At 45.6% G+C, this 13,276-nt stretch carries 15 protein-coding genes; 4 read left to right on the top strand and 11 right to left on the bottom strand.

Annotated elements, in window-relative coordinates; translation table 11 throughout:
• Positions 1-24: 24 nt before the first annotated feature.
• The 3 genes from malQ to pds all read right to left on the bottom strand — a co-directional run bounded on the left by malQ (position 25) and on the right by pds (position 4,094).
• A complete protein-coding gene (malQ, locus tag H6G17_RS00785) occupies positions 25-1,545 on the bottom strand; it encodes a 4-alpha-glucanotransferase (protein ID WP_192153466.1) in 1,521 nt (506 codons plus the stop codon).
• Between the two features lie 187 nt (positions 1,546-1,732).
• Entirely contained in the window at positions 1,733-2,668 is a 936-nt protein-coding gene (gene crtB, locus H6G17_RS00780) for a 15-cis-phytoene synthase CrtB (protein ID WP_192153465.1), read from the bottom strand.
• Positions 2,652-4,094 (bottom strand): 15-cis-phytoene desaturase, encoded by a 1,443-nt coding sequence (gene pds, locus H6G17_RS00775; RefSeq protein WP_192153464.1) that lies wholly within the window; start codon positions 4,092-4,094, stop codon positions 2,652-2,654. The genes crtB and pds overlap by 17 nt, the downstream gene beginning before the upstream one ends.
• Positions 4,095-4,526: 432 nt before the next feature.
• Between pds and H6G17_RS00770 the strand changes: the two genes are divergently transcribed.
• Both H6G17_RS00770 and H6G17_RS00765 read left to right on the top strand, forming a co-directional pair.
• Entirely contained in the window at positions 4,527-4,952 is a 426-nt protein-coding gene (locus H6G17_RS00770) for a CAAD domain-containing protein (RefSeq protein ID WP_192153463.1), read from the top strand.
• 517 nt (positions 4,953-5,469) lie between these two features.
• Positions 5,470-6,195, top strand: a complete 726-nt coding sequence (locus H6G17_RS00765) for a VWA domain-containing protein (protein ID WP_199316284.1) — start codon at positions 5,470-5,472, stop codon at positions 6,193-6,195.
• A gap of 50 nt (positions 6,196-6,245) precedes the next feature.
• Here H6G17_RS00765 and H6G17_RS00760 read toward each other — a convergent pair whose 3' ends face one another.
• Together H6G17_RS00760 and H6G17_RS00755 are read right to left on the bottom strand one after the other, a co-directional pair.
• On the bottom strand, positions 6,246-6,608 hold the full coding sequence (locus H6G17_RS00760; protein WP_277875899.1) for a thioredoxin domain-containing protein: 363 nt from the start codon (positions 6,606-6,608) through the stop codon (positions 6,246-6,248).
• Positions 6,609-6,780: 172 nt separating this feature from the next.
• The gene (locus tag H6G17_RS00755) at positions 6,781-7,413 is read right to left on the bottom strand and encodes a MarC family protein (protein ID WP_192153461.1); all 633 of its coding nucleotides are present in this window, start codon (positions 7,411-7,413) and stop codon (positions 6,781-6,783) included.
• Between the two features lie 252 nt (positions 7,414-7,665).
• Between H6G17_RS00755 and rnhA the strand changes: the two genes are divergently transcribed.
• Positions 7,666-8,586 (top strand): ribonuclease HI, encoded by a 921-nt coding sequence (gene rnhA, locus H6G17_RS00750; protein WP_192153460.1) that lies wholly within the window; start codon positions 7,666-7,668, stop codon positions 8,584-8,586.
• On the opposite strand, the gene cruG is transcribed toward rnhA, so the two are convergent.
• Together cruG and cruF are read right to left on the bottom strand one after the other, a co-directional pair.
• Complete coding sequence (gene cruG / locus H6G17_RS00745) at positions 8,549-9,766, bottom strand: 2'-O-glycosyltransferase CruG (protein ID WP_192153459.1); 1,218 nt, start codon at positions 9,764-9,766, stop codon at positions 8,549-8,551. The genes rnhA and cruG overlap by 38 nt on opposite strands.
• Positions 9,767-9,839: 73 nt before the next feature.
• A complete protein-coding gene (gene cruF / locus H6G17_RS00740) occupies positions 9,840-10,757 on the bottom strand; it encodes a gamma-carotene 1'-hydroxylase CruF (protein WP_192153458.1) in 918 nt (305 codons plus the stop codon).
• 385 nt (positions 10,758-11,142) lie between these two features.
• Here cruF and H6G17_RS00735 point away from each other — a divergent pair, with 385 nt between their 5' ends.
• Positions 11,143-11,604 (top strand): hypothetical protein, encoded by a 462-nt coding sequence (locus tag H6G17_RS00735; protein WP_192153457.1) that lies wholly within the window; start codon positions 11,143-11,145, stop codon positions 11,602-11,604.
• Between the two features lie 94 nt (positions 11,605-11,698).
• Here the strand turns inward: H6G17_RS00735 and H6G17_RS00730 are convergent, their stop codons facing one another.
• The 4 genes from H6G17_RS00730 to bioD are packed head-to-tail and all read right to left on the bottom strand — an operon-like array spanning position 11,699 to position 13,205.
• A complete protein-coding gene (locus H6G17_RS00730; protein ID WP_192153456.1) occupies positions 11,699-11,938 on the bottom strand; it encodes a type II toxin-antitoxin system HicA family toxin in 240 nt (79 codons plus the stop codon).
• A complete protein-coding gene (locus H6G17_RS00725; RefSeq protein ID WP_015152601.1) occupies positions 11,938-12,162 on the bottom strand; it encodes a hypothetical protein in 225 nt (74 codons plus the stop codon). Before H6G17_RS00725 ends, H6G17_RS00730 begins: the two co-directional genes overlap by 1 nt.
• 21 nt (positions 12,163-12,183) lie before the next feature.
• Entirely contained in the window at positions 12,184-12,471 is a 288-nt protein-coding gene (locus tag H6G17_RS00720) for a hypothetical protein (protein WP_192153455.1), read from the bottom strand.
• Between the two features lie 41 nt (positions 12,472-12,512).
• The gene (gene bioD, locus H6G17_RS00715) at positions 12,513-13,205 is read right to left on the bottom strand and encodes a dethiobiotin synthase (protein WP_192153454.1); all 693 of its coding nucleotides are present in this window, start codon (positions 13,203-13,205) and stop codon (positions 12,513-12,515) included.
• Between the last annotated feature and the right edge of the window lie 71 nt (positions 13,206-13,276).

The following is a 13,276-nucleotide window of genomic DNA, read 5'->3' as shown; positions in this document are numbered from 1 at the left end:
ACACCCCACACCCCACACCCTCTTCTATCCCCCATGCGTCACCTGCGGGGCGCGTCCGTACAATTCGGTATATAACTTCAGACGATCGCTTAATTCTTGTGTCAGTACATCGGGTTGATAGCGCCAAGCCCAGTTACCTTCAGCTTGACTGGGGACGTTCATTCTCGCTTCGCTTCCCAAGCCTAAAATATCCTGTAAGGGAATAATGGCTTGATTTGCCGTAGTACTAAAAGCTAGCCGAATTAAGTCCCAATGAATGCCGTCAGGACTAATACAACCCATGTAAAGTAAAAGTCTCTGTTTTTCGTAGTCGGATGCGGTGTTAAACCAACCTACGCTCGTATCGTTATCGTGGGTTCCGGTGTAGACTACGCAGTTGCGGGGATAATTAAAAGGCAAGTAAGGATTTGCAGCATCAGAACCGTAGGCAAATTGTAAAATCTTCATGCCTGGGAATTCAAACCGATCGCGCAATGCTTCTACTTCTGGAGTAATAATTCCCAAGTCTTCAGCGAGTACGGGTAACTTACCCAACTGCTGGGCGATCGCTTCAAATAACTCTACCCCTGGCGCTTCAATCCAAGTCCCGTTAATTGCGGTAGTCTCGCCTTCTTTAACTGCCCAGTACGACTCAAAACCTCTAAAGTGGTCGATGCGAATGATATCGACATAATCTAACATCGCCTCAAATCGCTGCACCCACCATTTAAAATGTTGTTGCTGCAATGCCTGCCAGTTATAGACGGGGTTGCCCCACAATTGCCCCGTGGCGCTAAAATAATCGGGCGGAACTCCCGCCATTAGAGCCGCCGCACCCGTTTCCTCATCTAGACAGAAGATTTCGGGGTTTGCCCAGACATCAGCACTGTCATGCGCTACGTAGATGGGGATATCGCCAATAATTTGAATGCCGTGCATGTTGGCATAGCGCTTCAGTTTTGACCACTGCTGGAAAAATTCAAACTGGATGAATTTTTGATAAAAAATTTCGCCATCTAACTGCTGTCGCCATTTTTCCATTGCTTGGGGCTGACGGCGGGCGATTTCTGGTTCCCAGTCGTACCAACTCTTACCCTCTAAGGCATCTTTGAGCGCCATAAATAGGGCGTAGTCATCTAGCCAGTAGGCTTTGGCTCTACAAAAGCCAGCAAATTCTTGCTGCTGTAACTCTGAGGCGGTATTGCGAAAATTTTCGCAGGCTTTACGCAGTAAAGGAATTTTAATTTCAATCGCGCGATCGTATTCTACGCGATCGCTCTCGAACTCAGGTAAATTGGCAAGATCTTCTTGACTGAGCAACCCATTTTCTTGTAATTGTTCTGGGCTAATTAACAACGGATTTCCCGCCATTGCTGAATAGCACATATAGGGAGAATTACCATAGCCCGTAGGTCCCAAAGGTAAGACCTGCCAGAGTTGCTGGTAGCTATTGCTTAAAAAATCTATCAAACGGTAGGCAGCTAAACCGAGGTCGCCAATACCAAAGCGACCAGGTAGGGAAGTCGGATGCAGCAAAATTCCAGCGGCTCTGGGAAAAGTCGGCATAGATTATCGAATGGTAACAGCAGGCAACAGCCAAAAATCTACCACGCCGTAGCGAGGTTTTATCCCTATCTCTGGTTAAGATTTACAGTTATCAGTGACTAGTGGTTGGTGGCTAGTGACTAGAAGAATTGCTCCCTTGTCCCCCTTGTCTTCCTTGTCTTTTCTTTCCCTACTCCCTGCTCCCTCATTAAAGCACTTGCGCCCGTAGCAAGGCTGTTGGTAGGGAACAGAGCTTTTGCAAATTAGGAACATACGCCCTTTGCCGAAACACGTCGTATTGGTTGCGTTCGATTCGATCCAAAATTTGACTGTAAAGTATCAAGGCTGACCATACAGGCAAACGAGCGCTAGGAGCTAGATAGCTGATTCCCTTTTCTGCCTTAGCATAAATCTCGCGTGTCCTACGAATTTGAAAGCGTACGAGTTCTCGCCAGCGATCGTCAACCACTCCGTTAAATAAATCTTGCTCAGTGTAATTAAATTTGGCTAAATCTTCTAAAGGGATGTAAATTCTGCCTCGTCTTGCATCTTCCCCAACATCTCGCAGAATATTAGTCAGTTGACTAGCAATCCCCAAGGCGATCGCTTCATCTGTGGGAATATACGGTTCTTTTTCCTGATTCCAAGCTGCCGTGTCTCTTGTGGTATCTACACCCATGACTGCTGTGGACATCAAACCTACCGTTCCGGCAACGCGATAACAGTACAGATGCAACTCTTCAAAAGTTTTATAGCGGCTCCAGCACAAATCCATGCGCTGTCCGGCAATCATATCTCGAAACGGCTGAATCTCTAGTGGGAAGTTCTGCAAAGCATCAACCAACGCCACATCGTAGTCTTCCAAGGGATTACCCGCAAACACCGATTCTAGATGCTGCTCCCACCGATCTAAAGTTTCTAGGGTGGTAATGGCAGCAGCCGGACCATCAACTAATTCATCAGTGCGGCGACACCAGGCATAAATTGCCCACATAGCTCGTCGGCGCTTTGCCTCTTTCATCAGTAGCGTGCCAGGATAGAATGTCTTGGCATACTTTGCCGTGATTTGGCGACACAGTTCGTAGGAATCCTCCACAGAGGCGAGCTTTTTCATGCACGAGGGGGAATCAGGCAGTTGCAGCATTTGTTGCAGGCTGAGTATTGAGCGTGGGCGTACTGGTTTGAGAATTCACTTCGCTAGCAGCTCTAGCAATTGCCTGCGCTGTCAGCTTACCAGAAAGTACAGCACCTTCCATACTACCTAGATAAGGTTGCATGGTGTAACTACCAGATAAGTAAAAATTGCTAATTGGCGATACCTGACTGGGACGATATTGTTGTCGTCCTGGTGTTGCTGTGTACACAGAGCGGGGTGTTTTTACGACATGATATTTTCGCAATCCAGCAGGATTGTCGCCGCCAAAGTGTTGCGGAAACAATTTTTCTAGCTCTGTTAAAGTTACCTGTAAAATCTCTTCATCGGATTTGTTAATCCAATCTTGAGCCGGAGCCAAGACTAATTCCAGCATCGAGCGATCGGGATCGGCATATTCGCGACAAGTATTGCTCATGTCGGCGTATACGCTTAACAGTGGCGATCGCGAAAATAATAACTGGTCTATATCTGTCAATTTGCGATCGAACCACAACTGGATGTTAATCACGGGTACGCCTTCTAACCCGTTTAACTGCTGGAAATACTCTAATTGTTTCCAAGGAGTTGGAATCAATTTTTTCAGCACGTCTACGGATGTGGCACTGACGTATAAATCTGCTGTTTCTACATAGTCAGCTGCACCGTTCAAGCCTCTGATAGCAAATCCCTTTACCGTACCATCGGGGTTCAGTAAGATTTCCTTAAGAGGCGCATTCAACCGCACTTCGCCACCGCGTTTAGTAATGCAATCTACCATCGGTTGACACAGGCGCTCTGGCGGAGAACCGTCTAAAAACGCCATTTTTGAGCCATCTTTTTGCTGCAAAAAGCGGCTGAGAGCCGTCAGAAGCACGGTAGCTGAGATTTCGTCAGGATTGATGAAATTGAGTGACTTAGAAGCAGCAATAAAGATGTCTTGCTGCACGTCTTCGCTCACACCTTGAAGCTTCAACCACTCAGAGAAGGTATACTTGTCGGTTTGCTCGACATACTTTTGTCCCCGCAGCATTGCTGGGACTAGTCCCTTAGCCAGTTGAATTTTTTCCCCCCAGGTTAGCATGTCGTTATTCCGCAGAATTGCGGCGATTCCATTGAAGGGTGCTGGCAAGTTGGGAAAATCAAAGCGACTGTAAGTCCCTGGCTTTTCCGGCTGATTGAAGATCATCGTGTGTTTTTTCCACTGCAAGCGATCTTCAATCCCCAATTCTTTCAACAGCTGCAACATGTTGGGATATGCCCCAAAAAAGACGTGCAGCCCCGTTTCATACCAGTCGCCATCTGCGTCTTGCCATGCTGCGACTAATCCACCTAGTACATCTCTGCTTTCTAGGACGATGGGGGTATAACCCACATCAGTCAGATATTTAGCGCAGGAAAGCCCTGCGAGTCCTGCCCCAGCGATCGCTACTCGCATCAACTGTTATTGCCCTTAAGTTCAGCATTTACTCGGTCTCATTATACTTTGCATTCCGTTACATTTGGTAGCTATTTTTTTAGTGGTGCGTGAGGAGAATTCGGAATAACGCTTCGCTTCGCCTTCGGCTGACGGAATTCGGAATTCGGAATTAATTGCGAATGCGCGACTTGTCTTGCTACCTCAGCTCCCGAGCGCAACCTTGCGTCTTCCCCCCCCCTGTTCCCTGTTTTCTGGAAGGGAATCTTAAATTTTAATGAGATATGACGCTTGAATTCAAAATGATTTTGTCGCCGAGCTAGCATTGCTTTCGAGTTAGTATTTGGTCGTAACTCAATCGATAGATGACTGCTAGACTGAATGGGATAATATTGAAGGTATCTGACGACTGAAAGCCGCAATTTTTTCAAGCTACATTCACAAAATTTAACTATGGAAGCCCAAATGCAGCAAATCGAAAATTCAAATCCCACTTCCCCAGAGGAATCAACTGCATTAAGCACTGTGTCATCAGAATCTCAGTTTTCACCTACTACCCAATCTATTAAAAAAGGCGAGTGGATCGTATCCCAAGTCTTGACATTTTTATCCAACATGTTTGGGATCTTAAAAGATTTCTTTAATAGATACAGACAAGCAATTATTAGCATTCTGCTCATTGTAGGTGCAATTGTCTCTCTGCGCGTTGTACTAGCTGTTATGGATGCGTTGAATGATGTTCCTCTGTTGGAGCCGACTTTTCAGCTGATTGGGATTGGCTACTCAGCTTGGTTTGTCAGCCGCTACTTGCTCAAACCTTCCACGCGGCAAGAATTAGCGCAAAAATGGCAAGGGTTTTTGGGTGAACTAGAGAAATAGCGCGATAACAACGTTTGCGCTAAACGCTGCGCTACACTACTCCTTCGGAGAAGCAAGCTACGTGAATGCTAACGCATTTAGATCTAAGGCAATTGAGTTGTGTTCAGCTTCATTAGCCTTAAAAATTACTGAATTCACTCGATTCAAGCCTGCAAGCACAGTATTTTGTTTGCAGGCTTTAGACTTTTGTAGCAGTTAAGACAGACTCTTTTGAAACGATGGTGGAAACATACATCTTACTTCTTACCCATACTTCAGCAACAAAATCAATTTAGCTTTGTTTCCGAAATCGCTACTCCTTGGCTTGAAGTCTTCAATAGCAATTTATTAAGCTTAATTGAGTCATAAAATATACTCAATATCAGGCGGTCGTTTTTTCAGAATGCATTAGCAACCCCTTTTGTTGTATGAATTGTATGAAGCGATCGCTTTTCAGTTCGTGTCACCGTAGCACGAAATAATACACAGATTATCTTCCGAACGTAGTTTTGTAGGCAAAAAAAGTTGGAGGTGCTTCATGAAAGTTTGGAATCCGCGATCGCTACTGTCCAAATCCGCTGGTAATGGTACGACACCATCGATTCTAGAAGATGCAGTTGAGTTTGCCGAAAATCCAGAACCCCGTTGTCCGTGCATTTTGCTGCTCGATACTTCTGGTTCTATGAAAGGGGAACCACTGGATGCTTTAAATGAAGGCTTACGAACTTTTCAACAAGAACTCGATCGCGATAGCTTAGCAAAAAAGCGAGTCGAAGTGGCGATCGTCACGTTTAATAGCGATGTTGAAATTGTTCAAGATTTTGTCACGGCTGACGATTTTCAACCACCCGTACTGAAAGCGAAAGGCTTAACACACATGGGTGAAGCAATTTTGCGGGGATTGGATATGCTTCAGATTCGCAAAGCATTGTACCGCGAACATGGAGTTTCCTACTACCGTCCGTGGCTATTTTTGATCACCGATGGCGAACCTCAAGGAGAAGCCGAGGAATTGATCGAGCAAGCCACTCAAAGGATTAGAGATGATGAAGCAAACAAGCACGTAGCCTTCTTTGCTGTTGGTGTAGAAGCGGCGGATCTGAGTCGCCTCAGTCAAATTTCCGTGCGCGATCCCCTCAAACTTAAAGGGCTAAACTTTAAAGAGTTGTTTGTTTGGCTCTCGGCAAGTATGCAACAAGTTTCTCAGTCAGCTCAGATGGACGAACAATTACCTTTACCTCCAGTGACTTGGACTGGAGCATAGTGTTCCTAAAAGCTTACCGTATTGAGTAGAGGCATGTTTTGTGCCTCTACTCAAAATATTGCCTGTAAACGTTGCAGTAGGTGCGCAGCTGGCAGTAAATCTTCTATCCTCTCTTCTTCAATTCTTCCTATTAACTGCCCGTTTTTAAAAATTAATAGCGTAGGCAATGCATGAACTTGATATCGATCGGACAAAGCTGAATTTTGTTCGCTGTCAATTCTGACAATTTGTGGCTTTTGCGGCAAATGAGAGATTGCATCTGCTAAAACAGCATCTAGCAATCGAGAGGGACCGCAGCCAGGAGCAGAAAATACAGCTAAAACTGGTGATTCTGAGCTAGAAATCAGCTCTTCTAATTTTATGTGTTGTTCGAGTATCATAAATAGCTTCTGCTCCGCATTTCTAGCTAACAAGTGGTGGCGTAAAATACAAACTCGCGATCGCCGATCGCAAAACGTAACATTATTTTGCTCCGTCTACATGATAGCGATCGTCTCTAATAAATCATCACTCAAAAGATAGATTCGATGCTACCTACTACTGCAGGGGCGCACAGCCGTGCGCCCCTGCTCAATACTTACTAATTTAAGAATTATTCAAAGCACTTTTAAGTAAAACAGTAATCCCGTTAGCAATATACTGTACGGCTAAAGCTGCTAGTAAAACTCCCAAAACCCGCGTGACGACATTCACTCCCGTTTGTCCCAAAATTCGTGCTAGGCGGGGTGACAGACAGAGAAAAATATAGGCAGTTAATAGTACAACTGCGGCGATCGCTAATACAATAACTAAACCGAGAGTATAGGTGCTAGCCTCATTCACCAAAATCAGTACGCTAGCCAAAGTACCGGGACCAGCAATGAGCGGAATTGCTAGGGGAAAAACGCTGATATCTTGTCTGAGCTGTGCCTCTTTTTCTTCTGCTTCTGTTTCGCGTTCCCGTTGCGCAAATACCATGTCTACCGCAATTTTAAATAGTAATACCCCAGCCGCAACCTGAAAAGCTTCAATACTGATGTGTAAGTAACTCAGTAATAGAGAACCTACTAAAGCAAAAGCTAAGACAATTCCGCCAGCGACTAAAACTGCTTTTCGGGCAATTTTAATTTGCTCGTGAGAAGAACGACTTCCGGCTAATGTGACGAAAATCGGTGCTAAGCCGATGGGGTCGATGACGACAAATAAAGTCAAAAATGTTCTAATAATGAGCGAAGACACGGTTGATTTAGGATAAAAATCGTTATTTTTTATTCTCTCTTATGAGGACTTTTCTCCCATTTAACAACTCCAAAAAATGCGATCGTCCTCACACAGAAATTAAGAAAATCTATTGCTCTACGCTCATAGAATTATCGTAACTACCCCACCCTTGCCTAGTTTGACTCGCCGAGCGTTACTACACAGATAATTTTATTGTGCTAACGTAATAAGTCGCTTTCCTTTGCATTTTCATGGTTTGCTCTCTCATCCATGCCGATATCTGCTAACATCCAAAGCATCTATACAGATGGAGCCTGTACGGGCAATCCCGGTCCCGGTGGCTGGGCTGCTGTTGTCTATTTTACTGATGGTTCGCTGCACGAAATCGGTGGTAGTGCCGCTCAAACGACTAACAACCGGATGGAAATGCAAGCGGCGATCGCAGCCCTTCAACTCATCGCAGAATCCAACCGATCGTTACCCGTTACTATCCATACAGATAGCGAATACTTAATCAACGGTGTCACCAAGTGGGTTAAAGGATGGAAAAAGAAAGGCTGGAAAACTGCCCAAGGCAAACCCGTCCTCAATCAAGACCTGTGGGAAACGCTAGATCGACTTAACCATCCCTCTATAGAGTGGCGACACGTTCGCGGTCATGCTGGTATTATTGGCAACGAGCGCTGTGACGCGATCGCCCGTGCTTTCGCGAGTGGGAAACCACCTCATTTGCAGCAGCAACCCGCCTCCAACTCCAAAGCTACCGACGCTCCAAATTTTCTCGCCTCTGTATCAGAAGTAGCTGATTTTTCCAGCAACGAGCTGATAATTGACAAGTCAAATACAAATAGCCACCTTGCCTCAAACACTTCTATGATTGATTCGTCTACTCCTTCATCTATCAGCAACGAAGAATTACCCCGCGAAGTCAGGGTGGCTCAACTCCGCAATCTATTAGAAACACTGCGGAGCGCCGATGAAATTGCCACTAAAGGCTATCTTATTACCAGTTCCGAACTAGCAGATTTGATGGATGTCCACGCTAGCGCCGTCACCAGCCGAGGAGAAGAATGGCGTTGGCGCAACTGGATTGTCTCTCGCGTACGACGAGAAGGCAACCAAATTCTTTGGGAATTAGAACGCGTCGATGCAATTAATCCTGATGATAACTCCGACCACGCCACTGAGTAGGAGTGCGAAACGCCGAGAGGAAAATTCTCAACACCGCTAGCGGATCGGCTAAGGGAGACAGCCAAAATAACCAACCTCCCTTAGCTTGGCTGCGATCGTAGGAAGGGGCGATCGCAAATAAGAGGGCGAAGCGGATCGCCAGTAGGAAAGCATTTAATCCCAATAAGAGAGAGGGAGTCGGTAGGGGCGCACAGCTGTGCGCCCGTACTAGGGAGTCGGGAATCGGGAGTAGAAAATAGATCGGTAGAACTAGCAAAGGCAGGGCTTGCACTGAAAACAGCAGCCACAGATCGCACCAGAGTTGAGCGGCGGGGGAAGCATCTTTAAGATCGAGCGATCGCCCCCACTCTTGCCAAGTCTCCCTAGCTCCCTCATACATGCGGACTTTGAATACCTTGGCTCCATCGAGAAACCCTACCTTGAAGCCGCTAGCAGCAATATTTCTGGCTAAGGTGACATCATCGCAAAATGAATTTCTCGCACTCGTATAGCCGCCTACAGTTGCCAGCACAGAACGACGACATAAAAAACATTGCCCGTTCGCCATCACTCGTTCTGCTACCTGAGCATCCACACCAGCAGAATCGAAGCGATATAACAGCGTCATTAACAATGCTGGTTGCAACCAACTTTCGCCGGGATACTTCAGAATGAACTGAGGCGAGAGTGACACCAGATCGTACCCCTCAGTTTCCGCTGTTTGGACTAAACTCGCAACTAAACCTGGTTGCGGTTGAGTATCTGCATCTACGCCCAAAAACCACTTGCTCTGTTCTGAAGTCTGCAAAAAACCGTTGTGTAACGCCCAAGGTCTACCCACCCAGTTTGGAGGGAGGGGGTCATCGGTCATCAGCTGAAATCGAGGGTCTTGCTGTTGGGCGGCTTTAACTAATTCCCTCGTCCCATCCTGAGAGTTACTATCGACGATCGCAATTTCTCGGACTTCGTAACTTTGCCGACTCAATCCTGCCAAACAGGGATTAATCCGTTCCGCTTCATTTAGCGTTGGTACGACGACACTAACGCTACCTAGCATATCTGGTGTAGGAGTGCGGGGGATCAGGGGAGGATGGCGACTGGGACCTCTCAGCAGGCGTGATAGTAAAATTGCCGCTGCTGGCACTTGCAGCAGCAACAGACCGAGAAATATTCCGTTGATTAAGTTCGACCAGTCAGCCACAGGATAAATTGCTCTCCAGATTGTCCAGCGAATAGCTATTCACGATAAATATTTAGCTAGTAGCCAGTTGTTTCTACTTCAGTGCCACTTCTATAGGAGCGACACTCATACCGTGGGTCTCTTCCATTGCAGGTTTTGTCACATTTGGTTGCGCCATCCACCATAGTAGTAGGGCGGGTATGACTCCAAAAACGATGCTTAAGGACACAGGTAGCCAGTATCCCCCTGCTAAGCTAATCCCTGCTGCGAAGGCAACATTACTAAGGTATACCACCAAAGGAATGTTCAATTGCGATCGCTTGAGTTGCAGCGACACTTTGCCCCACAGAAAGGCAGCGACTGCCATAAATAGGGCGCTCGTACCGAACCAACCAGCATAATTTTGATACGGCGTGCCAAAGAAAGCCCCTGGTTGATGCCAATACCAGAAAGGGAAGCTCGTCTGACTCATGGCTGGTTCGAGGGCAAAATCCCATGAGGTAAATAGCATCGCGCCTAACAGCACAGCTCCCACATGACGCAACCACATCGGTTTTACTGTTTGTAGGGCTACCCGGGCGATCAGGTAAGCCGAAAGCCCCATATAGAACCAAGATAAGGGAATGGTAAATGGCACTAACCCAGCAATTTTATAACCCAAGCCACTCAAGTAGCTGTAGTCTCCAAAGGGAAAGCCCGTACCCGTTCCCAGTAATTCACTGCTTAAAGAAATACACACTGCTGGCAGCATAAACGTCAACCACAGTTTTATTCCTAGCGTTCGATAGGCATAAATGGAGACGGCAATTAATCCAAACAGGATATCGATCACTCCACCCCCTGCCATCGATCGCTCTACGCTCCACTGGAAAACGTTTTGTCCTGAAGCAGCGATCGCGCTTAAAATTGCTTCAGCATGAGGCACGACTAGCAATAATCCTGCTAGTCCAAAGGCTTTTGATGCAATATGACCAATTAAGCAGATGCGTTCAGCTCTAACAAGTTGGTTCATGAGAATTCCTTAATTCAACGGGACGCTGGGAGAGGTTTTTCTGACACAGTTCGGCAAGTCACAATTTGGCAAGTCACAATTTGGTCAGTCATAATCGGGAGCAATCGTAGGTACTGTTGCCCATAGCTCTAACTGTACTTTTGGGCTACAGTTCTGGACTAGGCTTCTATATAGGCGTGAGTGGTTTTGCCACTGCCAGGTGATGATGTAGAAACACCAGATTTTGTTCTTGCACTGTAATCTTTGCTATTTGTCAATCAAATCTTATTAATTTTTGTAAATCATACCAAAAATTTGCTCGCTTGCATCACAATACCAGTAAAGATCGATCGCCCATAGCAGGAAACTAGGTGAGAGAATATATATCTGAGTAATTTTCCCTAAAATGAGACGTAATGCGATCGCAATTAAAAAGTTTCCCTGGATTTCTCTAGCTTTGCTGCTAGCCACTTATGGTATTATCGGTTGGCAGCTATCCGCGCTTGAAAGTCACTGGGTATTATGGATACTCGCTGCTGTAGCAACTGTGCTACTGGCTGTTGCCGTGTCCTCTCCGTGGTCGAAAGTCAGAGACGGTTTTGCGAGTTGTTTTAAATCTGATAGCAAGGCTTTTTTAGTTGCTGTAACGATCGCTTTTTTTAGCGTTGTCATCATTACCTGGCTGCATATTTTCGTTCATATCCTCGTCGTCTTGTCTGCGAGTATGCTAGTTAGGTTAGACGTTCAAGCCACGCGCTGGAGCAGTCGTCAGAGTTTCTGGTTGATTGCGATCGCTTCTCTGGTTAGCTTAGCACTGGGAGCGTTCGTGCATATAGGGGTTGAGCCACATTTGACAGTTATCAGTTGACAGTTGACAGTTATTCAGTTATCAGTTTCTGTTGCAGCATTTTGAACGCGATCGCTTTGTTAATTACCTTGAGCAAAATAGAACAAACGCTATCCTAGCTTTGATTGTATGCCCTCAAAAACTCTTCGCGGGAAATACCGATTTGAGTACAGATAGCTCTCAAAGTACCGCTTTTAATTTGTGGTTGGTTTGGCATCACAAGTGGCGTTTGAGTTCCATCTGAATTATTTCTCGTCATGACAATATGTTCTCGTTCGCGAACTATACAAAAACCCAGTAATTCAAAAGCTCTAATTACTCGTCTTTTAGAAGCATCTACTGGGAATTTTGCCATTAAACAGCAACCTCTGCCTCAGTAACAAAAATTTCTACAGGAGCATCGTCTAGCATTGTCTCGCCAAAAATTTCAATATAACAAGTAATAGCTGACTTCACATCTGCTAAAGCTTCCTCATAAGTCTCTCCTTGTCCAACAATTGCACCTACAATCCCGATAGGATAGGCAACATATCCGTCAGAATGTTTTTCAATGACGATTTTAAACTGTTTTGCTGTCATCTGTTTAGTGTTTCCCTGCTGCTATAATTTTCCCCAAACTATTGAATAACGCCAGAATAAGTGTACTTTAACATTTGCTCCCGTTAGCGAATTTTTATAAATATATTGTACTTGCGATCGCGTCAAATATTTATCTGTACGAAGATGTTCTTTCCAGGCTGTTCTAGCTTCTATTGTTGGTTTATTGTTTCTGTTTTTGAAGGCATGAAATATCCAGTTTAAGTGGCTATTGTGATGCCACATTGGCTGCTCAAGCAACGCAATTCGGTCAAAGTCTTTCTGAATCTTTTGATTCATGGCTGCACTCATACTTCTTACCTAGATTTGAGCAGTAAAATCCGAATTGCCAACTACCAATTACCCATTACCACAGGCATCAACCTTTCTAAATCCAAATCCGAAGCTATATGAGCTAATTTATCTAAATCTTTCGGCTCTTCTAAATAAGGTAAACAACCCAATATAGGAATATTTGTCAGAGATTGAATTAAATCAGTTGGTGTCAATTCAGCAATTTCTGTCTCAGAACGCGGCTGGGTACAATTAAGCACGATGCCGCGCAAATCGATCCGAGATAACTTTGCTAGGGCGACATTTGCTACCGATTGAGCGATCGCCCCCAATTTTACCGGAACCACCAGCACCGTTGGCAAGCGCCAGGAAGCAGCTAAATCGGCAACGGTTAACTCCTGGGTTACAGGCGTACCTAAACCGCCTAACGCCTCGACAATCACCCAATCCTTTCTTGCTTGCAGACTTTGTAAAGCTTGCCAAACAACACCTAAATCGATATCTCTCCCTTCTTTCGCAGCGGCTACAGGTGGGGCGAGGGGTGCGTCAAAATAAAGCGGGGCAATTTCTTGGGGTGATTGGTCGAGGGAGAATAGACTAGTATACAACTCGCGATCGCCCACTCCTGCTTGGATCAACTTCATCATACCCACAGCACGCTGAGGTTGATATTTCTGCCCGTAGGCGGTCAAAGCCGTAGTCAGAACTGTTTTGCCAACTTCCGTATCAGTCCCCGCGATCAGAATTATCATTTTAGATTTGAGATTTTAGATCGATTCTACTCCCGACACCCCTGTACGGGCGGATTTTGAGCAAAGATTTA

The sequence above is a fragment of the Chroococcidiopsis sp. [FACHB-1243] genome (genome assembly GCF_014696895.1).
In the GTDB taxonomy this organism is placed as follows: Bacteria; Cyanobacteriota; Cyanobacteriia; order Cyanobacteriales; family Chroococcidiopsidaceae; genus Chroococcidiopsis.
This window is presented reverse-complemented; position numbering and strand designations above follow the sequence as displayed.

What these genes read in the sequence shown, in the direction of transcription:
- rnhA (WP_192153460.1), top strand. Translation starts at nt 7,666, where the DNA reads ATGCCGATATCTGCTAACATCCAAAGCATCTATACAGATGGAGCCTGT.
- H6G17_RS00720 (WP_192153455.1), bottom strand. Translation starts at nt 12,471, where the DNA reads ATGAGTGCAGCCATGAATCAAAAGATTCAGAAAGACTTTGACCGAATT.
- crtB (WP_192153465.1), bottom strand. Translation starts at nt 2,668, where the DNA reads ATGCTGCAACTGCCTGATTCCCCCTCGTGCATGAAAAAGCTCGCCTCT.
- malQ (WP_192153466.1), bottom strand. Translation starts at nt 1,545, where the DNA reads ATGCCGACTTTTCCCAGAGCCGCTGGAATTTTGCTGCATCCGACTTCC.
- H6G17_RS00765 (WP_199316284.1), top strand. Translation starts at nt 5,470, where the DNA reads ATGAAAGTTTGGAATCCGCGATCGCTACTGTCCAAATCCGCTGGTAAT.
- H6G17_RS00730 (WP_192153456.1), bottom strand. Translation starts at nt 11,938, where the DNA reads ATGGCAAAATTCCCAGTAGATGCTTCTAAAAGACGAGTAATTAGAGCT.
- bioD (WP_192153454.1), bottom strand. Translation starts at nt 13,205, where the DNA reads ATGATAATTCTGATCGCGGGGACTGATACGGAAGTTGGCAAAACAGTT.
- H6G17_RS00725 (WP_015152601.1), bottom strand. Translation starts at nt 12,162, where the DNA reads ATGACAGCAAAACAGTTTAAAATCGTCATTGAAAAACATTCTGACGGA.
- H6G17_RS00735 (WP_192153457.1), top strand. Translation starts at nt 11,143, where the DNA reads ATGAGACGTAATGCGATCGCAATTAAAAAGTTTCCCTGGATTTCTCTA.
- pds (WP_192153464.1), bottom strand. Translation starts at nt 4,094, where the DNA reads ATGCGAGTAGCGATCGCTGGGGCAGGACTCGCAGGGCTTTCCTGCGCT.
- H6G17_RS00770 (WP_192153463.1), top strand. Translation starts at nt 4,527, where the DNA reads ATGGAAGCCCAAATGCAGCAAATCGAAAATTCAAATCCCACTTCCCCA.
- cruF (WP_192153458.1), bottom strand. Translation starts at nt 10,757, where the DNA reads ATGAACCAACTTGTTAGAGCTGAACGCATCTGCTTAATTGGTCATATT.